General features: G+C 41.1%; 20 protein-coding genes. 7 read left to right on the top strand and 13 right to left on the bottom strand.

The genetic code is table 11. The features are described 5' to 3' along the window. Genes NDQ71_RS21360 through NDQ71_RS21350 form a run of 3 tightly spaced genes read left to right on the top strand, consistent with a single transcriptional unit; the run spans position 1 to position 3533 of the window. Complete coding sequence (locus NDQ71_RS21360; RefSeq protein ID WP_192541040.1) at positions 1–1488, top strand: UxaA family hydrolase; 1488 nt, start codon at positions 1–3, stop codon at positions 1486–1488. Continuing rightward, entirely contained in the window at positions 1489–2445 is a 957-nt protein-coding gene (locus NDQ71_RS21355) for a sugar kinase (protein WP_192541039.1), read from the top strand. 8 nt (positions 2446–2453) lie between these two features. Further along, the gene (locus NDQ71_RS21350; protein WP_301562696.1) at positions 2454–3533 is read left to right on the top strand and encodes a pectinesterase family protein; all 1080 of its coding nucleotides are present in this window, start codon (positions 2454–2456) and stop codon (positions 3531–3533) included. Positions 3534–3690: 157 nt separating this feature from the next. Here NDQ71_RS21350 and NDQ71_RS21345 read toward each other — a convergent pair whose 3' ends face one another. Next, complete coding sequence (locus tag NDQ71_RS21345) at positions 3691–4443, bottom strand: siderophore-interacting protein (RefSeq protein ID WP_192541038.1); 753 nt, start codon at positions 4441–4443, stop codon at positions 3691–3693. A gap of 109 nt (positions 4444–4552) precedes the next feature. Between NDQ71_RS21345 and NDQ71_RS21340 the strand changes: the two genes are divergently transcribed. The 3 genes from NDQ71_RS21340 to NDQ71_RS21330 all read left to right on the top strand — a co-directional run bounded on the left by NDQ71_RS21340 (position 4553) and on the right by NDQ71_RS21330 (position 6715). Then, the gene (locus tag NDQ71_RS21340) at positions 4553–4972 is read left to right on the top strand and encodes a MarR family winged helix-turn-helix transcriptional regulator (RefSeq protein ID WP_192541037.1); all 420 of its coding nucleotides are present in this window, start codon (positions 4553–4555) and stop codon (positions 4970–4972) included. 82 nt (positions 4973–5054) lie between these two features. Continuing rightward, entirely contained in the window at positions 5055–5468 is a 414-nt protein-coding gene (locus NDQ71_RS21335) for a LexA family transcriptional regulator (protein WP_064664888.1), read from the top strand. Beyond that, positions 5456–6715, top strand: a complete 1260-nt coding sequence (locus tag NDQ71_RS21330; RefSeq protein WP_192541036.1) for a Y-family DNA polymerase — start codon at positions 5456–5458, stop codon at positions 6713–6715. The genes NDQ71_RS21335 and NDQ71_RS21330 overlap by 13 nt, the downstream gene beginning before the upstream one ends. On the opposite strand, the gene NDQ71_RS21325 is transcribed toward NDQ71_RS21330, so the two are convergent. The 5 genes from NDQ71_RS21325 to NDQ71_RS21305 all read right to left on the bottom strand — a co-directional run bounded on the left by NDQ71_RS21325 (position 6712) and on the right by NDQ71_RS21305 (position 8752). Then, positions 6712–7176, bottom strand: coding sequence for a hypothetical protein (locus NDQ71_RS21325; RefSeq protein ID WP_064664895.1), 465 nt, complete (start codon positions 7174–7176; stop codon positions 6712–6714). The two genes, NDQ71_RS21330 and NDQ71_RS21325, sit on opposite strands and share 4 nt — an antisense overlap. 109 nt (positions 7177–7285) lie before the next feature. After that, positions 7286–7804 carry a DUF4240 domain-containing protein gene (locus NDQ71_RS21320; RefSeq protein WP_064664896.1) on the bottom strand — a complete coding sequence of 173 codons (519 nt, stop codon included), beginning with the start codon at positions 7802–7804 and terminating at the stop codon, positions 7286–7288. Beyond that, entirely contained in the window at positions 7801–7995 is a 195-nt protein-coding gene (locus NDQ71_RS21315; protein ID WP_064664897.1) for a YwbE family protein, read from the bottom strand. Before NDQ71_RS21315 ends, NDQ71_RS21320 begins: the two co-directional genes overlap by 4 nt. A 270-nt stretch (positions 7996–8265) precedes the next feature. After that, on the bottom strand, positions 8266–8538 hold the full coding sequence (locus NDQ71_RS21310; RefSeq protein ID WP_064664899.1) for a hypothetical protein: 273 nt from the start codon (positions 8536–8538) through the stop codon (positions 8266–8268). Next, positions 8531–8752, bottom strand: a complete 222-nt coding sequence (locus tag NDQ71_RS21305) for a hypothetical protein (protein ID WP_064664900.1) — start codon at positions 8750–8752, stop codon at positions 8531–8533. Before NDQ71_RS21305 ends, NDQ71_RS21310 begins: the two co-directional genes overlap by 8 nt. A 102-nt stretch (positions 8753–8854) precedes the next feature. On the opposite strand from NDQ71_RS21305, the gene NDQ71_RS21300 reads away from it, so the two are divergent. Next, positions 8855–9664 (top strand): ion transporter, encoded by an 810-nt coding sequence (locus tag NDQ71_RS21300; RefSeq protein ID WP_192541055.1) that lies wholly within the window; start codon positions 8855–8857, stop codon positions 9662–9664. A 36-nt stretch (positions 9665–9700) separates the two neighbouring features. Here NDQ71_RS21300 and NDQ71_RS21295 read toward each other — a convergent pair whose 3' ends face one another. The 7 genes from NDQ71_RS21295 to NDQ71_RS21265 form a co-directional block, all read right to left on the bottom strand. Then, the gene (locus NDQ71_RS21295) at positions 9701–10756 is read right to left on the bottom strand and encodes a methyl-accepting chemotaxis protein (protein ID WP_225736508.1); all 1056 of its coding nucleotides are present in this window, start codon (positions 10754–10756) and stop codon (positions 9701–9703) included. A gap of 6 nt (positions 10757–10762) precedes the next feature. Then, the gene (locus NDQ71_RS21290) at positions 10763–11659 is read right to left on the bottom strand and encodes a cache domain-containing protein (protein ID WP_225736507.1); all 897 of its coding nucleotides are present in this window, start codon (positions 11657–11659) and stop codon (positions 10763–10765) included. 283 nt (positions 11660–11942) lie between these two features. After that, positions 11943–13085: an aspartate-semialdehyde dehydrogenase gene (asd, locus tag NDQ71_RS21285; RefSeq protein ID WP_192541035.1), complete on the bottom strand. Its 1143-nt coding sequence runs from the start codon at positions 13083–13085 to the stop codon at positions 11943–11945. Positions 13086–13312: 227 nt separating this feature from the next. Next, entirely contained in the window at positions 13313–15946 is a 2634-nt protein-coding gene (locus NDQ71_RS21280; RefSeq protein WP_301562695.1) for a TonB-dependent receptor, read from the bottom strand. A gap of 80 nt (positions 15947–16026) precedes the next feature. Continuing rightward, positions 16027–18807, bottom strand: a complete 2781-nt coding sequence (locus NDQ71_RS21275) for a hypothetical protein (protein WP_301562694.1) — start codon at positions 18805–18807, stop codon at positions 16027–16029. Positions 18808–19120: 313 nt separating this feature from the next. After that, complete coding sequence (locus tag NDQ71_RS21270; RefSeq protein WP_301562693.1) at positions 19121–20428, bottom strand: lipopolysaccharide assembly protein LapB; 1308 nt, start codon at positions 20426–20428, stop codon at positions 19121–19123. Positions 20429–20446: 18 nt separating this feature from the next. Next, on the bottom strand, positions 20447–21052 hold the full coding sequence (locus NDQ71_RS21265) for an energy transducer TonB (protein WP_192541033.1): 606 nt from the start codon (positions 21050–21052) through the stop codon (positions 20447–20449). Between the last annotated feature and the right edge of the window lie 9 nt (positions 21053–21061).

Below are 21061 nucleotides of genomic sequence, written 5' to 3'. Positions count from 1 at the left end.
ATGAAAGCACTAATAAAATTACATCCAACCGATGATGTTGCTATTGCAATGCGCAATATCAGTGCCGGTGAAATACTGCCCGTTGATAACGAAGAGCTCTTAGTCAATGAGAACATCGATAAAGGCCATAAAGTAGCGCTACGTGATATTAATAAACAAGAAAACGTTATTAAATACGGTGCGCCGATAGGCTTTGCTCTAGAGAATATACAAAAAGGCGGTTGGGTGCATACCCACTGCGTTAAAACCACGCTTAATGATGAGTTAGATTATCAATATATTCCTGAGTTTATTGAGCAAAGTGAAGCAACGCCCTCACCTGCTGTTAATATTTACCGTCGTCAAAATGGCGAAGTCGGTATTCGTAATGAAATTTGGTTGATCCCTACAGTAGGCTGCGTTAATGGCATGATCAATCAAATGATCAAAGAGTTTAAACAACGTAACCCGCAGTTAGAGATAGATGGCATTTATGCGTTCCCTCACCAATTTGGCTGCTCTCAACTAGGCGATGATTTAGACACAACACGGATACTGCTACAAAACATGGCACTGCACCCTAATGCCGGTGGTGCTTTAGTCGTTGGCTTAGGCTGTGAAAACAACCAATTACCTGCCTTTCGTGATGGTTTAGGTGATTACGATGACAGCCGAATTAAATTTTTGATCACCCAACAAGCTGACGATGAAATTGAAGAAGGCGTGGCTTTACTTGAACAAATTTATGCGCAAGTAAAACAAGATAAACGCCAACCAGGCACATTATCAGAGGTGAAATTTGGCCTTGAATGTGGTGGTAGTGATGGCCTATCGGGGATCACTGCTAACCCCATGTTAGGTTATTTTTCTGATTATTTAATTGCCCAAGGTGGTACCACAGTACTGACCGAAGTACCTGAAATGTTTGGTGCTGAAACCCTATTAATGTCGCGTTGTAAAGACGAAGAGACCTTTAATAAATTAGTTAGCATGGTGAATAACTTTAAAGGTTATTACAAAGCGCATAATCAACCTATTTATGAAAACCCATCACCGGGCAATAAAAAAGGCGGTATCACCACCTTAGAAGATAAATCATTGGGTTGTACGCAAAAAGCTGGCACCAGCAAAGTACAAGCGGTATTACATTATGGCGAGCGCTTACAAGTGCCAGGGTTAAACCTCTTGGATGCGCCAGGTAACGACCCTATCGCCACCAGCGCGCTCGGTGCGGCTGGTTGTCATATGGTGTTATTTACCACTGGCCGCGGTACGCCTTATGGTGGCTTTGTGCCAACGTTAAAAATTGCCACAAATTCAGAGCTTGCTAATAAGAAAAAGCGCTGGATTGACTTTGATGCAGGTGTATTAATTAACGATGTCACAATGGAACAAGTGCACGGCGAATTCGTGCAGTTATTAGTTGATATTGTTAACGGTAAACCAACTTGCAATGAAATAAACGATATTCGTGAAGTCGCGATTTGGAAAAAAGGAGTGACCTTATAAATGACCCCTAAGTCCATCGCAATTATTGGCGAGTGTATGGTTGAGCTAAGCGGCCAACCATTTACTGCTATGCAACAAAATTATGGCGGCGATAGCATGAATACCGCCATTTACTTAAAAAAACTCGCAGCCAATGAGGTAAATGTCAATTACGTCAGTGCTATGGGTACTGATCCCTTAAGCCGCGCATTAATCGATAAATGGCAAGCTCATCATATTAATACCGATAATGTGCTGCTCAGTCATAACAAACAACCGGGTTTGTATATGATCCAAAATGATGCTTCTGGCGAGCGAACTTTTCAGTATTGGCGCAGTGACTCAGCGGCTAAATACTTAGTGCAACATGCTGACTTTACTAAAGTACTTACTAACCTTGCTGAAGTTGACGCTATTTATTTATCAGGGATCTCATTAGCAATTTTACCTGAGCAAGATTGCCATACCTTGCTCAGCCATCTAGCACAGCTAAAACAGCAAGGGATCATGATTATTTATGACAGCAACTACCGCCCATCACTATGGACAAGCAAAATGCACTGCCACCTTGCTAATAATAAAGCCTATGCGCTGGCAGATTTAGCATTAGTGACCTTTGATGACGAAGCACAATTATGGGGAGACAGCAGTGTTGCACAATGTACCGAACGTTTGCACCAACAAGGCGCTCATGAAGTCATTGTAAAACTCGGGGAAGATGGTTGTCAGTACAGTAAAAAACACCCAGATAACTCTATTTCAGTTGAGCTGTTTAGCACTGTAAAAATAGCAAACGTCGTTGATACCACTGCTGCGGGTGATTCATTTAATGCTGGTTTTTTAGCGCAGTGGCTCACAGATAAGTCCATAGCACAATGTGCGCAAGCGGGTAATTTACTGGCTGCCCAAGTGATCCAAAAGCGTGGGGCTATTGTCGAAATTGACACTGCAACAATCAAACAGACAATAAAGGGTTAGCTTTGACGATGAGAAAACAGTTTATTGTGTATCTTAGTTTAATGATTGCCTGCGCTCACTTAGTGACAGCAGCAATAGCGGCAACGCCACCCATTGGCACTGAATCAAGCAACATCTTGTATGTAGATAAAAAACAGCCAACAGCGTTTAAAACAATTCAAAGTGCTATTGATGCCAGCAGCCAATTTAAATCTGTAATTATCTTGATTGCTCCAGGGTTATACCAAGAAAAACTGTACATCACCCGTAATAACCTCAGTTTAGTTGGCAGTTCGCTTAGCGATACCCGTATCGAATATGCGCAGCTGCGTAACAACTGGCGTGAAAATCACGACAGTGATTGGGGCGCGGCAGTGATCAATATAGCAGGTAGCGATATTAATATTGTTAATCTTAGTGTTACCAATAATTATGGTCGCTTACATAACACCCATGATCATCAGTTTGCTATTCGCGGTTTTGAAAACGCCACACGGATCATATTGCATCAATGTGATATTACCGCCGATGGTGCTGATACGTTAAGCTTATGGAATAAAGAAAATGGCCTTTATTACCACTCTTATTGCTCATTCACTGGGGCAACGGATATGGTTTGCCCACGTGGTGCAGCGCTTATCGAGCACTCAACGTTTTTCAACCTGAAACAAACGGCAACCTTGTGGCATGACGGTGAACTGGACTCGGAACAAAAACTAGTGGTCGCAAGCAGTACATTTGACGGTGTAGAAAACTTTTGGCTTGGTCGTCATCACTATGATGCGCAGTTTTATTTATTCAACAATCAGTTTTCTGAGCGTATGGCTGATAAGGCTATTTTTAAGAAAACCTATGACGATGTCTCACGTAATCGTGCCAACTATTATGGCGCCCGTTATTACTTTTATGCCAACCAGAGCCCAATCAAGTTTCCTTGGCTAGCAACCAATATAACCCAAGCTCAACACACACAGTTTACAGAACCCTCATTAGAGCAATGGGTGTTTAAAGGTAACTGGCAGCCAACTAAAGTGCTTGCAGAGCTGCAAAAAGAGCTTCAAAAAGAAACACAAAACCATAAATTTACAAGCGAGCCGTTTAAGTTATAACACTCTTTAACGCTCGATAACCAAACCTGAGTGCATACCTAAGTATACTTATTTAAAATAAATGCTGTGAGACGCTTATTTTGTTTAAGTATACTTCCTCTCATGGGTATGCACTCGAATTCATCACGGTAGTCATCGCAACTTATTAGCGTTATCACTAAGGCGCTGGTTTACCATCCGCATCAATGCCACGCTTCCAATACGCAGAACACACTATTTTTGCACTCGGCACAGCAAACTGCTCTTTTGCAATACTTTGGATTGTGCGCACCAGTGAACCTTCAAGCCCCATAAAAATTAATGGCGTGTCAGTGTACTGATTTAAATAATCCGTGACTTGTTCCACTAACGCTATTTGTGGCTTGGTTGTAACCAGCCACTTAATACGGTGCTTAGTATGTGCCTCTATGGTATCTAGTGTGATGATATCTTGTGAGTCAGCAACATGGATGATCACATCAACAGCGGCACTTGCCGGTAGTTGCTGCAAATACCCATTAATTGCGTTCACAGAGGTTAAGTCAGCAATCATTAAATACTGAGACTGACTAAAATCAGTTAACTTTTTAGGACCCGGTCCTGCAATAGCTAACTTATCGCCAGGTTTGGCCTGTTTAGCCCAATTAGTTGCTATACCCTTATGTTGATTAACCACAAAATCAAGGGTAATTGTATGGTTAATATTATCTATCGCTCTAATCGTATATGAGCGTTTAGGTGCAGGATTAGTAGCTTTAAGGTCAATTTCGACCTCATCTTTACCATAATGCGGCAGTAATACTTTTACATAAGCACCGAGTTGATCCGCTGGAAAATCATAAAACTCATCAGATCCAACCACCAAACGTCTTAAATGCGGGGCTATATCTGCTATGCTGATCACAGTTGCACGACGTACTCTTCTCGTCATTTTTGTCTCCTCATACGATTAATTCATTGTTTAATTGCACAACGCCCCATTGGTTGATAAAATCAACTATGGCAATTTAATTGACATTGTCAACCATTATGGATTTATTATGAACTCTTCATTGGCCAATACATTATTTGCTTTAATGCAAAATTATCGCGTTACCATACGCGAAGCCATTAATGCAGGTGAGCTTGGGTTAAACGCGATGCATGTGCGTTGCCTGCATATTATTGCTGCGACAACTCACTGCACTGCTAACGATATTGTGAATCAAACCCAGCGCGACAAGGCGCAAATAGCACGCTTAGTTAAAGAGCTAATTACATTAAAACTGATTGACAAAGATGCCAGTGAGCACGATAAGCGATGCTTTATCTTATCGTTTACCGCTGAAGGTCATGCTCTTTATGACAAACTATTAAACGCCGAACAGCATGTGAATGAGCAAATGTGCAAAAACTTAAATCCTCAACAAATCAATGACTTTTTAGATACAGCTCAAAAAATGATTAAAAATATGCAGTGATCGCAGATCCATTACTTGGCATAAGTTAACTAAAACACATATACTGTACACTTATACAGTGTATATGTTTGGTTAATTATTTATGCTTGTTATTCCTATTTATATCGAAGCGGGTATTTGTGGCTTTGAATCACCTGCCGCGCAGTACAAAGAGCTGGGGTTATCCCTCGACCAATTATTGATTAAACACCCCGATGCCACCTTTATTGGGGTTGCCTCTGGTGAGTCAATGCAAGGTGTAGGGATTTTTGACGGTGACTTACTCTTGGTCGATCGCGCTGTCGATGCCAAAAATAATGATGTGATCGTGGCTAATTTAAATGGTTTATTTGTCTGTAAACTGCTTGATAAAACCAATGCACGCTTACTGTCGGCATCCCCCTTATATGGTCCAGTGCAATTAACCCAAGAAGATGAATTTCAACTAGAAGGCGTTGTCACCCTTTCTATCCGGTTACACCGTGCAAATCCTGAGTTACATCAATGTATGCCTTAGTGGATGCAGTGGCATTTTATGCCAGCGCCGAGAAAGTGTTTAACCCTGCTTTGCGTACTAAGCCGGTTGTGGTACTAACTAACAACGACGGCTGTATCTGTGCAATATGCCCTATTGCACGACGGCTCAATATCCCTAAGTTTCAGCCTTATTTTAAGGTTAAACATTTATTAGCCAAACATAATGTGGTTATTTGCTCATCTAACTATGAGCTGTATGCCGACTTGAGCGATAAAATGATGAATATCATCAGTCGCTTTTGTGATAATCAGTTTGTGTACTCGATTGATGAAGCGTTTTTGCACTTTAACGGCTTTACCCCACTCATTAATGACTGGCACCAGTACGGCCAGTTAATTCGCCGTACTGTGTGGCGCGAAACTAAACTACCCGTTGGAGTTGGCTTCGGTCCTACGCCAACATTGGCTAAAGCCGCAAATCATGCCGCAAAAAAACTCAGTGGCTTTAATGGGGTGGCCGTGATTGATGACGAACAATCGCGTACGACAATATTAGCAGCCATGGATGTAGGCGATATTTGGGGAGTTGGGAGGCGTTTGGCTAAAAAATTAAAACTAATGAATATTAACAGTGCACTCGATTTAGCCCAGCAATCCCCATCCCATATGAAGCGCTTATTTAGTGTGGTACTTGCCCGTACAGTTGATGAGTTAAATGGCCGCCCAACCTTAAACTGGGATGACGTGAAGCACAATAAGCGGGAGATATTTTCAACCCGCAGTTTTGCAACTAGGTTAAGCTGCCCTATTGCTTTAAAAACAGCGTTAGTGAGTCATGCCATGATTGTTGCACGTAAGCTACGCGCCCAACACTCAGTCACTAAGCGATTATTGCTGTTTATTGCCAGCTCACCCCATGAGCAACATTACACAAAGCAATCGCTTATTTATGAACTCCCTCACGCGAGTGCCGACAGTACTATTTTTGCTAATGCCGTAACCGCTATTTTCGAGCAACTGTATCAAGTGGGTGTACGGTATTATAAATGTGGGGTTGGGGCATTAGAGATAAGCACTGCGCAGTTTCAGCAACAAGATTTATTTAATCAAAAAACAGATAATATTAACTTGATGACCTGTTTAGATGCGGTCAACAAACGTTACGGTACAGATAGCTTAACGCTTGCCAGTCAGCAACAAACTAACCAATGGCATATGAAGCGCACTTTTTTATCGCCCCACTATACAACCCGCTGGCAACACTTGCCGAAGATAGCGTGTTGCTAGCGCTGTAACTCAAACTGACAAACGGTATCGCTGTCTTCTACGCTATAGTGTAGGCGGCTATCAGCAATAAATCGCAGGGTCTGACTCGTATCAAGGTTATCGCTGTCGTTTTCACAACGCGTATGGCGCAGCGATAAAATGATGCTTTGCGTTGTATATTTATATTTAGTGGTCACTAAACAAAAGTTTGCCACTTTATTGGTTTGCGTACCATTATGCAGGGCATTAAAGATGATGCTATTGCCAAGTTTAAAGCCCAGATCAGGATTACTGTCATCAAGCCATGCCAGCGACCCAGGCGCGCATTGCTCCGCAGCACCGGCCACTAATTGATAGTTGCCCACTTTGCTATTCAACAAAGAAATAAACTGACTTTTATTACTGGGCAACTCAGTTTTAGCGTTGCCTAACGCGCTCATACATAAGCAAACGGCATACAATAGTACTTCACTATAACGCATTAAAAACCTAACTATTCATGGTGTGTAACATCAGCATAGCATAACTACAATAATTAAAATAACATCAATAACCTAAACACTTATCTAAGCTATTGAATAAAATCACGTATTACTGCCAATACTTAGCAAAAAGTTGCGGGTAAGCCAACTTTAAAAATTTAGGCTTATCTTTAAAGCGTTTACCTTGTGGCTGTTCAAGGCCTGACGGTACAAACGGCAATTCGTCTTCGTTTCGCTCTTCGTACAATAAACCCGCGATTAAGTCGTATTCATCTAAATACGGATAAGGCTGCTCATTTAAATGATAAACAGGAGTACAATCAGCTAGAGAATCGGCATTATCAAGTGCGGCTTTAAAAGCGGCCTCACCACGAGAAATCAACCAACAGCGAAATTCTGAAAAGCCATAATCATCATTACAGCCAGCCATTACAAATGCCGCACCAAATAATTCCCAGGTATAACTTTGGCGCATACAAAGGCTAAATTGCTTATCAAACTCAATCAGCTGCTCGTCAGTCAAGTCGCTTAATAACGCTTTTAATCGTTCGCTTACCGACTCAGGCTCCGCGGTTCGATCTTCCACCGTTACTAATTGCCAAAACTCGCTAGATGAAAGTGCGCTCATGACAGGATCTCTTTCACTCGCCCTACTTGGCCGTCTTCTAATTGCACTTTAATGCCATGGGGGTGATTAGGTGATTTAGTCAAAAGGCGCTCAACAACTCCCTGTGTTAATGTGCCGCTACGTTGATCTTCTTTTAAAACAATGTTGACTTCGGTGCCCGGAGTAATTTGCGAACGAGTAGGTACTGCCATAATGGATCTCTTTTACTATTTTGTTGGATTATAGCTGCATGTGAACGCTATACCAAATCAAACAAAGCTAATAACAATAGCTTGTCGTTCATTAGTAGTTAAAATTGATACTAGATGCGTATTTATCTCACTGGCACTACCCGATATCTGAAAATCAAACCCTTGACCATTACCATCTAATATGCAGCTAAGGTAATTGTCAGCAATTAAACTGTATTGTTTCTGCTTGTTAGATAAATTTGAAAATACGCTAATCATAAGTAAGTTCGCTCAAAAGCTTATTGTCGGTGACTTAATGTTAATGGCTGAAAGCTGTGCTTTGATCTCATTTTCAATAGCGGGTAATTGTTGCTGTTCAGTCGCCTCTGACAGTGATAGTTCATCGATAAAAAAACAACTCACATGCAAGCTGTCATGTATTTTTTTTAGATTAACGGCATGGGTCAAGTGACTAAAACCAGTACACTGATCTTTTATATTTTCACAAGCTATGGTTAGAGCTTTACGAAGTGCTTTGTCCAATTGCTTTTCTGTTTTAGTCATTTTTTTCTGCGTGCTCAGTTGTTCTGCTCTTTTTATATTCGTCGTAGCTATCTTGCTGGCGTTTTACGCATTCATGGTACTCTTTATCTGCCATGTAACTACATTCTCCTAGTCGGGCAGATTGAATTTCGTGATATCGCGCATCGGTACTACAAGCGGTTAAGAAAAGTGCTATCACAGCACCGATGACATATTTTAGCTTATTAAAAAGCATTAAAAATTCCTTACATTTTTAACTGGAAAAGTAATTCATCCTTGGTGATTTTACTGTATATTGCAGACGTTTTATATCACTAACCGTTAAGGGCTCATTATGATGTTGTCGCAGTTACAAGAGCTGTTCCAGCGTATCGATAAAAGTAAAATATTTCAATCATTTGTTATTGCCGTTATTGTTGTCTCAGCACTGACCGTTGGTGCGCATACCTATTCATTACACCCAACTGTAGAGTTTGCGTTGCATTGGATGGATGTTGGCATAACCGTGTTTTTCTTAATCGAACTTATTATTCGCTATGTAGCAAGCAAAGGTCTCAAAGACTTTTTTAGCAAAGGCTGGAATATTTTTGATTTCATTATCGTTGTAGGTAGCTTATACCCTGCTGCGGGATCAACCATATTTATAGCTCGCTTACTGCGTATATTCCGTGTACTACGATTAGTCTCGATGATCCCAGAACTGCGTTTACTGGTTAACTCATTATTAAAAGCCATTCCACAAATGGGTTATATCGCCTTGTTAATGTTTGTGATCTTCTATATTTATGCCGCGATGGGCAGTATGTTATTTGCTGATATAAACCCATTTCTATGGGGTGATGTATCAATCTCAATGCTGACTTTGTTTAGGATTGCAACCTTTGAGGATTGGACCGATGTCATGTACGAAACCATGGCGGTCTATAAACTGAGCTGGATTTACTATCTTACATTTATATTCTTAACAGCGTTTGTGTTTTTAAACATGATGGTAGGTGCAATTCTTGAGGTGATGTCAGAAGAGCATCGCAATGCCCGAGAAGAGCAAGCTGATATTGATTCTCTGCCCGCAACCCAAGGGCAAATTAATGAGCTCAAAGCGCAAGTTACAGAGCTTACACAATTGATTAAAAATCAACGTTCATAAGTCACTAAAAATAGGCCAGCTTAGCTGGCCTATTAGTTACACTTTAAATCTGCCTACCAACTCGGTTAATACTGACGAAAGTCGATTCATTTTATCGCCATTTTCATGAGTCGCATTAGCAATATCACTGACATCATCAGCAACATTTTTTATCTCTGTAACATTACGATTAATGTCTTCCGCGACATGTTGTTGCTCTTCAGCTGCGGTCGCTATTTGTGTGTTTAAATCACTGATAGTTGCAATCGATGTGGTGATCTCAGCAAACTGTTGCTGCGCCGAGTGCGATAGCTCCACTGTTTTATGGGTGCTTTCAAGACTGCGGTTCATTTCATTGGACACTTGCGCAGACATACTACGTAGCTTATCAAGTTGTGATGCAATCTCTTGCGTTGATTCAGCAGTACGTTGCGATAATGCGCGTACTTCATCGGCTACAACTGCAAAGCCTCTGCCATGCTCTCCAGCCCTTGCAGCTTCAATGGCGGCATTGAGCGCAAGTAAGTTTGTTTGTTCTGAAATACCGCGAATAACATTCAAAATCGACATGATGTTTTCACTTTCAGCGTCAAGCTGCGAAATATCAGCACTGGCTTTGGTGATCACCACAGAAAGTTGCTCAACACTTTGCACTGTTTGTGTGATCACCGATTGACCAAGCTCTGACGCTTGTTGCGTTTGCATTGCAAGATCAGCAGCATTAGCACAACTTGCCGACACTTCATTGGCGGTCGCAGCCATTTCGTTAATTGCCGTGGCAGCCATTTCCAGTGCTTGTTGCTGTTGTGAAGTTGCCCCTGTTAACTGCCCTGCTTGTGACGAGGTCTGCTGCGATGCATCAGAGACATCTTTAGCGCACTCGTTGATTTGCGTAACCAGCTCCGCAATCAGGTTTAAAAATAAATTAAAACTATTGGCAAGTTTTGCCGTTTCATCTTTGGTTTTGATCACTAATCGCTTGGTTAAATCACCGCCACCTTGTGAAATTTCAGTTAGGCCATCGCTCACTTCAACGATTGGACCGGCAATTAATTTAGAGATGTAACTGGCAATCGCGATAAAAACCACAATCAATAATAGGCTGAGCCCCAAAATGGTCTATGTCATCGTGTTAACTGGTCCCATCACTTCAGATTTTTCAACCAAGGCAATGTATTTCCAGCCAAGTTTATTCGAGCTGAAAATATTTACTAAATAAACGGTGTCATTTAAATTAAGTTCAAATTGGCCATCGCGGTTATTTGCCAATACTTTGTATGTGCCATTTGCAACTTCACCTAACTGTTTAAAGCGATAATTGTCGTGTTTAGGGTCAACTAAAATATTGCCACTGTCTTCTGCCAGCATCAGATAACCGGTTTCGCCAAGTTTTATATTTGCGATAATATCGGTAAGTCCTTGCAAAGACACATCCATGCCCTGCACACCCACTATTTGCCCGTTATTTTTAATTGCTTTGACTGTTGAGACAATGACAGTGTCATCTATTTCCCAATAATAGGCGTTGGTGCGAATAGCATTGCCATTGGCTTGCTTAGCAGCCGTGTACCAAGGTCTTTGGCGAGGATCATACTTGGCATTTACTTCCCCCTCTGGCCACTGAATATAGCCGCCTTGCTCATTGCCCATATAAATATAAGCAAGCCCAGAGTGAGTTTCACCAAAGTGATTAAATAGCTGATAAGCATTAGCTTCCGTGCTAGTGCCTTGAGTATGCATAAGCTGCGTAGCTGAATTCGATGAAACATAGGTTTTGACATCTTTTTGTGCGGATACAACATCTGGATGAGAGGCTAAAAAGTCGACGTTTTTTTCAATCTCAGAGAAAAACATCTGCATAGCATTATCAACTTGACTTGCTTCGCGGTCGCTGAGCATTTCAAAGTTATCGAGTGCTTGATTTCGAGTTTGAGTAATAACCAGTGAAGCAATAATTAATAGTGGTAACACGATTGCTAACGCAAACGATAACTTAAGTTTTCTTGAAATATTCATTCAGTACGCCCCAACTTTTCTATTAATATAGGCGCGAAAAGCATTGGCAGCAAGAAAATGATTTCAAAACCACTAAAATCCTTAAACCCCCTTTGGATCAGGTATTTGTGATGTGCTTACAGTCGCCGAGTAAAATCACTTTGTAGCGGTGCAGTTACCAAGCTAAGACAGCCAATCAATAAAAAAAAGCACTAAACGCAATCGCATTCAGTGCTTTTATAAACTCAAAACAGTTTTATGAGCGCTATAAACTCATAACACCCGCTTTAATAATCAAAAAATCTTAACCTTGGCCGTCAACAATAATACGTAACATGCGGCGAAGTGGCTCTGCAGCACCCCATAATAATTGGTCACCAACGGTGAACGCACTAATGTATTTAGGGCCCATTGCTAATTTACGAATACGCCCTACCGGAATACTTAACGTGCCAGTGACTTTAACTGGAGTTAAATCTGTAGCCGTAATATCACGCTCATTCGGGATAACTTTAACCCACTCATTGTGTGACGCTAAGATTTGTTCAATTTTTTCAACACTGATATCTTCACGTAGTTTAATGGTCATCGCTTGTGAGTGACAACGCATTGCGCCAATACGCACACATAAACCATCAATTGGCACCGGCTGTTTAGATGAACCTAAAATTTTATTTGCTTCAACTTGCGCTTTCCATTCTTCTTTTGATTGACCTGATGGCATTGGTACATCAATCCAAGGGATCAAGCTGCCCGCAAGTGGCACGCCAAATTGATCTTGTGGTAAATCGCTTGACGCTATTTGCTGTGTGACGAGTTTATCAATTTCTAAAATAGCCGCTTGCGGATCGGCTAATTTGTCAGCCACACTTGCGTGGATAGAGCCCATTTGCGCGATCAGCTCTTTCATATTGCGAGCACCGGCACCTGAGGCTGCTTGATAAGTCATTGGGCTAACCCACTCAATCAAATCTTGCTCAAATAAACCACCCAGCGCTAATAACATCAATGAAACTGTGCAGTTACCACCCACATACGTTTTAACGCCTTGCTCAAGGCCTTGTTCAATCACATCTTTATTGACAGGGTCTAGTACAATAATACTGTCGTCGCTCATACGAAGAGCAGACGCTGCATCAATCCAATAGCCGTCCCAACCTGCTTCACGTAATTGTGGGTACACAGCTTTGGTGTAATCCCCACCTTGACAAGTAATGATAATGTCCATTTTTGCCAGTGAGTCAAAATCCATTGCATCTAGTAATGGCTTTGCAGGACCTGCTAAATCGGGGCCAAGCTGACCTGTTTGCGAGGTGGTAAAAAAAGTGGTGTCGATATGAGCAAAATCATTTTCTTGTTGCATACGCTCTAGTAATACAGAGCCAACCATGCCCCGCCATCCGACTAATCCTACTTTTTTCATTGTTTGTTCCACTGTTTGAGTCATAAGAAATACCTAATTCATTAAAAATTAAAATTCATTGCGTGAGATTTAATTTTTAGAACAGTTAATCTAGCACCCTATACCCTGCAAAACTAGTCAATAACAGCTAACTTAAAATTATTTCATATGCTTTTTTTAATTCTGAAATTAATAACGGCACAAAAAAAGCCCTACACAAGGTAGGGCAATTATTGTAAGTTTTTATATTCGCCTTCCTAGGCTATTTTGAATTAGAACTGATATTTGTACTCAACAGAGAACTCAGTCCCTTTTTCTTTTGAGCGAGTTAGCGTACCAGCAGATTCAATTTCTGATTTTTGCCCCAAAATATTAAGCACTTTAAACTTAATACTTGAGTTAAAATCAGGGTAGTAAGTATAATTCAAATCAACTGAGTGGAATGGCTGTTCCATCCAATCATCTTGCCCTTCTATACCAGGGATAATAATACGCTCACCAAATACGTTATAAACCAATGTTGCAGCATGTTCACCTGATGGTGCATCATAGCCAAGCTGCATATTCACAACATATTTAGAATGTCCCGTTAAACGACGTTTAGTATTAGTGATCGCCGCAGATACACCAGTTTGATCAACAATAGCTTGACGGTCTAGGTTTATCTCAGAATCACTGAGTGTAACATTACCACTCATAAATACATCTTGCCAAAAACCACCTAAGAAAGTGAAATCTTTAAGATAATCAAACTCAACGCCGGCAACATAGCCATCTTCAGCATTGGCAATACGTACAAGTGGCGGTCCATCTTGAGAAGGAGATTGCACCGACTCAATTGGATCGATCATGTCTTTATAAAACAGACCAACAGAGAAGTTTTCACCAGTATCAAAGTAGTTTTCCCAGCGGAAATCGTAATTTTTGATTTGCGTTGTACGTAATCCAGGCGTACCGCCAACAGGATATTCAGTTAACGGATCAATGTAAGTAGATTCAGATATCTCACGTAAATCAGGACGTACAACCGTTTCACCGTAGCTTAAACGCCATTGTGTTTGGTCGTCCTGAATATAAGTGAATGCAAGCGCACCATAAATATCATCTTCTTGAAACGCTAAGTTACCTAAATCATCATAATCGATTGAAGGGTCTAAGCCACCAGTAAACGGGTCAAGTGGCACTGACACTTGCCTGAAATCTTCCCAACGTAAGCCACCTGTCAAACGCCATTTATTATTGAAGAAAAAATCAGCTTCAAAATAATAAGCATCTGTTTTTTGTGCTGAGCGGTAATCATCACCTGCAAACGTTGTATCATTAAGTATGGGTAGATTTAGTTCTGCGTTAGCTATTGCATCATCAGAAAGAATCGTATTCAGCTCATTGCCATTTAAATCAAGGTCTTTAAATGCGCGAGTGTTTATGTCAAAGCGACGATTCGAAGCCGAGCGCTCTTTAGAGACATAATCAGCACCTGATTTTAATTCTATATCCAAACCATCTAACATGATTGGAAAAGTAAAATTAAACCCGTAGTTTTCTACTTCATCATTAAGGTCTTGGAATGTATAACGAGCAGCCGTTGTGGCATTGGTTAATGCGATTTCATTAACTAAATCATAATTACCATCTTCGTTTGCATCATTTACAATGAACCGCGTCTGCATATTTCCTGGTGCATAACGGTTTGAGCGGCCGTTTGAGTATTTCCAATCAAAACCTGCATAGTTAAGAAAATCGAATGTATGCATGCCTTTGATTTGGTTTACTATTAACTCTCTCTCTTCATACCTTACATCGTAAGAACGAATACGCTTATTATCAGACTGGTTATTATTCTCATCAATACCTAGACGATCACGAATTTTATCTTCGGTGTCGCGTAAAATCAGCGTACTAAGGTCAATGCGATGAGCATTATTATACTCAATACCAAAGTTTACCATTCCAGACATTTTCACATTATGCTCAGTGGCAATGATTTTATCGTAACCACGCACCATAGCAGCACTGTTCTCACCTAAACGGAAGTCTTCGCCTTGGTACTCTTCGCCAACAAAATATTTGTTATCATAGCTAACCGCTGATAAAAAGCCGTAACGCCAATCACCTGACTCAAAACTATTACCCAGTGTTGCTGTAAACTTAGTATTGGGGTTTACACTTGTTGCTTGCGGGTCATAATCACGGTTTAAATCAAGTGCTAAAGCACGACTTTGCTCTGGTGTGAGATCATCTAATGATTGCCCAGAGTTATAAATATCCATGATTGAATCTGGTATTTCACGGGTGCCATCATCAACACCATACCAGTCATTCGAGCCGCCATTGTACTCAATGCCATCATCAAAGTTATTGGTGTTATAACCAAGCTGACCTGATACATCAAAAACAAATTGGTCTGGAATGCTTTTTAAGCGTATATCCACATTACCACCACCAAAAGAGGCTGGCATAGAAGGAGAATAAGACTTTTGCACAGACAAACTTTCAATAATTCCTGATGGAAATAAATCAAGCGGGGTGACTGAGCGGGTCGGATCAGGACTTGGCACTGCTGCACCATTTAACTGAGTACTTGAATAGCGCTCACCTAAACCACGTACATAAATAAATTTACCATCGACTAAAGTTAAACCCGTTACACGGCGTAACGCAGATGCCGCATCACTATCGCCACTACGGGATATTTGGTCAGCACCCATAATATCGGCAACAAATGCTTGTTGTTTTCGCTCTTCAAGCACGGCTGTTGCAGTGCCTTTTAAACGACTTGCGCTAACCACAACCTCCTCAAGTACAGCCTCATCTTCGGCTTCAGCAGCATGTGCTGAAACGCTTAAACTACATAAAATTGCTGCGGAAAGTGTGGATAAGCAAAACTTTTTAGAAAACTGTTTCATGTTTACCTCTATCTGAAATAAGTTACAGAAAGTGTTAAAAAAGGTGCTAGTACTATGTGCTAGCACCCATTCTTACTGTGTTATTCCAGACCTACTGTCCAGCCAGCTGTCCAGTCATTATCACTCGATACAGCACCAATATGTGATGTAGTATCGAAGAAGCTATCTACAGCGTTTACATCTGTAGGAGTTGTTATATCAATAGTATAGATACCATTAACTACGTCAGTTTGTCCTGATGCTACTAAGTTACCTAACGTCGCTGTCCACCAGTTTTCTACGCTAAAATCAACACCACTTGGGTCTTTGAAGTTCTCAGAACAGGCGATAACCGATGACTTAATCGTTAAGGTGCCATCTTGTGCATTTTTAACTGTTTCACTTTCAGTAAATATTGGTGCACCATTTTCATCTACTGGAATACCTTCAACCTCTAGACACTCACCCATGCCTACTGGGCCTGTTACAATCGTGTTATAGATTTGCGCACCCGTTCCCTCACGGAAGTACATGCCTTCACCGTCATCTTCACCTTTAAAGGTATTACCAATAATGGTTAAGTTAGCAATCATTGGATTTGATTTAGGCATTTTAGATGGTGTTTTACCGTCATTATCGGCTTCTATACCACGGTTAGCATCTGAGTTATCTGCAGCTTGCTTAACAAGGATGTGCTGAAGCTTACCTTGGAAACCATTATCCCAATCGATGCTGTCATCTTGAATACTAGTTAGCACAAGGTATTTAGCCTGCACATTACCACCAAAGAACTCAACACCGTCATCAGCATTTTGATGAACTTGTAAATACTCTACAGTAGTACCAGAACCCACAGCACCAAACGTAATACCGTTAATTTCATTACCAGGTGACAGTAAGTAGCCGCCATTCATAACGCGAACATAACGTAATGTTCCAGAATTATCTGCAGTGTCAGTACCACCAAAAACAGCACCGGCTTCAACACCTTCAACTTGTAGCGCACACTCGCCTGTTTCTGGACATTTATTAGATGGCGCATTACCTAGTAGTACTAAACCGCCCCATTGACCTGCTGCCGTTGCTTGACCAGCAACATCTTGACTTGAAGTAAATGAAATAGGCTTATCTTTAGTACCGTTGGCTTCAATTTTAGAGCCACGGCTAATGACAATATAATCTTTACCGTTACGACCATAAACAGTAACGCCAGGCTCGACAGTTAGAGTTGCAGAGTCAGCATTATCATTACCAACAAAAACAGCGCCATCAACTGCGTATAAGTTACCCGCTGTTAATGTTAAGTCTGACGTTATACGGCCAGATATTTCACATGTTGTCGTTACGTTATCCGCTGGTGAAATTGAAGTAGTACCTGCAGGACAACCAGCAACTGCAGCAGGTGCTGTCACTTCTCCACCACCATAACCAAATGCCCAACCTTCACGCCAATCGTCAGAATCATTTAGAGCACCGACAAAATCAACCGTATCAAAGAAGGCATCAACCGTATTAGCAACATCTTGTCCTGCACCTAGTAGTGGCGAACCAGCAATTGGTTGACCATTCACACCAAGCATAGGCTTGTCGTTGATCACATTACCTGTTTGTTGACTAAACCAAGACTCAAGCGCAAGCAACGTAGAACCGTCAGCACCTTTTGGATCTTTAAAATTCTCACCATTGGTACATGACATAAAGGTGTTTTGCATCAAAATAGTGCCATCATTAGCATTATTAACGGTTTCACTATCAGAGAATAATGCATCTCCGTTATCATCCAGCGCAATACCTTCTAATTCTAAGCACTCGCCCATTTCATCAGAGCCTGTGATCACTGAATTATATAAATGTAAGCCGGTACCTTCACGCAGGTAAATGCCTTCGGCTTCATCTTCACCTTTAAAGTTATTACCAATAATGGTTAAGTTTGAAATAATAGGCAAAGACTTAGGCTCTTTTGATGGCGTTTTACCATCGTTATCGGCTTCAATACCGCGGTTAGCATCAGTCGAATTTTTATCTTGCTCAACATACACAAACTGCATTTTACCTTGATAACCGTTATCCCAATCAATACTGTCATCGTCGATGCTCGTTAAAACAACATGCTTTAAGTTAACTGCACCACCGAAAAACTCAACACCGTCATCAGAGTTATTATGTACTTGCAAGTAATCAACGGTAGTACCTGAACCTACGGCACCAAAGGTAATACCGTTTAGCTCATTACCGGTTGAAAGCTCGTAACCAGCGTTTTTAACAACAACATATTTTAACGTACCAGAGCTATCCGCATTATCAGTACCGCCAAATACCGCACCTGCTTCCACACCTTCAACTTGCAGTGCACAATCACCTTCAGCAGGGCATTTATTTGAAATACCATTCCCAAGTAAAACCATGCCGCCCCATTGTCCAGAGGCTGTTGTTTCGCCCATTACATCTTGTTTTGATGTGAAAATGATAGGGTCGCTTTTGGTCCCTGTCGCTTCAATTTTAGAATCACGGCTTACGACTAAGTAATCAGACCCATTGTTACCAAAAATAACGGCTCCAGGTTCAATGGTAAGGGTTGCGCTATCTGCTTTATCTTTACCTACAAACACAGCGCCATCTAATGCCCAAAATGCATCCGTCGTTAATGTCGTATCTTCAGTGATTTCACCTGAAAGCACTTGCACTTTTACTTCACGACCCAAGGCAGCTGAAGCTTCAGTAGAAAGACTTTGACTATATTCACCTGGAAGATCAGTTGGCACTGGTGGTGTAGGTGGTGCTACTGTTTCTTCAACATTAATATTAATATCACCACCGCCACAACCAGCGAGTGTAATTGCAGAAGCCAAAAGGCTGATCTTAAATAAACCAGATAATTTCATTGTTCACTCCGTTAAGATATTTAATTATTTTATTAGCGCATTAAGTAAAAACCCAAGTCACCTTAAAACACGCAAGCCATGCTTTAAGGTCACTTGAGTTTTTCAACGAGGACTACAATACGGGAGGTGTATGACAATACAGTTACATTTTAATAAACATAACATGACAATCTAATTTATTTAAATAACAAACTGTTAGGATAAATTTAAACGAAAAAAACCGCCCTAGGGCGGTTTTGGTGTTGCGATTATAAAACGGGTTTTGTAATTAAATCGTTGCAGTTAATATGGCGCTTTTTAGCCCCACATTTACTTATAACAATGCGGTACGCAATGTTTCAGCGTGTAACTTTTCACGCTTCACATATTTGATCCATTGCTCGGCGAGTCGCTGTGATTTTTTATGTTTCTCAGCTTGTTCGAATGCTAAAATAGACGCATCAAAATTTTGTAAACTATACTGTGCCATGCCTAATGCAACATAGGCGTTTGATTCAAAATCAAGCGAGCCTTTATCAAGCGCTTTACGCGCAGCATCTGCTGCATCTTCGTACTTTTCAAGATTCACATACACTTCGGCCATACGCTGTTCATACTTGCCATGGCTGGAAAGATCGGCCGCTTTTGCAAAATAACTAACAGATTTTTCATCTTCTTTTGCTTGTATCATGGCTTCAGCGATAAAAGCGTAATTTTTCGCTGACTTTTCCGCAACGCCTGCCTCAATCGCTTTACTCATCACATCAGCCGCTTTAAACGCTAAACCGTTATATAAATACACTTGGGCAAGTTGGCGTAAATCTGATTTAGAGGTCAAAAAACCTTGCTGATAAGCGGCTTCAAGTACTGCTAACTGTTGTTTTTCTTTCCCTGTTTCACCATACATACCACCAAGTTGCACCCAGTATTCTGGCTTGTTATAAAGCTTAACCATACGTTCTAACACAGCAACAACATTGTCGGTCTGGTTAAGCGAGTAATACATAGCACGCTGTAATACTAACCAGTTTTCTTTTGGCTGTTTGCCTTCGCTATCGCTTTGGGCAATCGCTAAATTAATATTATCAATGCCTTTTTGGTAATCTTTTAACTGATAATACGCTTGCGATTTAAGTACATAATACGCATCAGTTTTAGGCTTAGTGTTGATAGCATCCCACTGTGCTAAAAAATCAATAACTTTATTATAGTCACTATTAGCCATCGCAAGTTGCGCTAAGCTAAAGGTGGTACTTAAACGTAACGTTTCAGGAATACCCTCTTCTGCTATCACTTTCTCAAATGCTGCAATCGCCTTAGACAAATCATTTTCGTTGTAATAAATGAAGCCATAAAAATTATGCATCATGGCGATTTCATAGGAATTCATACTAGAAGAACGTTCTTTGATGCTATCAAGCGCCTCAAGCCCTGCTTTAGCGTCGCCATCATCAGCTAACTTTTGTGCGCGAGCTAATTGGCTATACACTTTTTCACGCAGTGCCGGTACCTTGGTGGTTTTTTGCTCTTGCGCATAAACGCTCGCAAGAGTGACACCAGGCAACATAGAGACTAAACTTGGCAGCGCAACACTGGTGCCTATAGCAAAAGTACACACTAATGCTGTTTTTAATAATTTCATAATCGCACTCCTCTGTTTCTAGCCGTTAATTTGGAAAGAAATTTTATTCTGTACACCCGCAACTTCAACGGCTTCACCATCGATCACGCGTGGTTTATATTTAAATTTAAGTGCTGCATCAATAGCGGCTTGGTCAAACAATGATTCAGGTTCAGCTCTCACCACTTTGGCGTCACGCACTGTGCCTTGCTTGGTTACTGTGAACTCAACAATCACATACCCTTCAATACCACGCGATAAAGCTCTGCGCGGGTAAACTGGCGCGACCTTCACAATCGGTAGGTATTCACCATCACTTGAATCAAGTGCCAGCCCGCCACTGAGACTTACATCCGCATCCACACTGGCACCAAAGTCAAAATTAGACGCTGCTGCATTAGGATCACTGTTTTGCATTTGCGGTGACTCCATTGGCGGTGGCGGCTCTTTTGGTGTTGGTGGCTTTTGTGGTTTACGTTCTTTCTTTTGTACAGTTTCTTCTTTTTTCAGACGTACAAAATCAAGCACATTACCTTTAGCAGGCTCTGTCATTGCCCCTTCACCGCCGGTGATCAGCGCCTGCATGCCTAAAAACAGCATAAAGGTGACGACACCGGCTACAATTAATGCTACTAAATAACGCATTGTTAACCC

The organism is Pseudoalteromonas sp. KG3 (assembly GCF_030436385.1).
Taxonomy (GTDB): domain Bacteria; phylum Pseudomonadota; class Gammaproteobacteria; order Enterobacterales; family Alteromonadaceae; genus Pseudoalteromonas; species Pseudoalteromonas prydzensis.
This window is presented reverse-complemented; position numbering and strand designations above follow the sequence as displayed.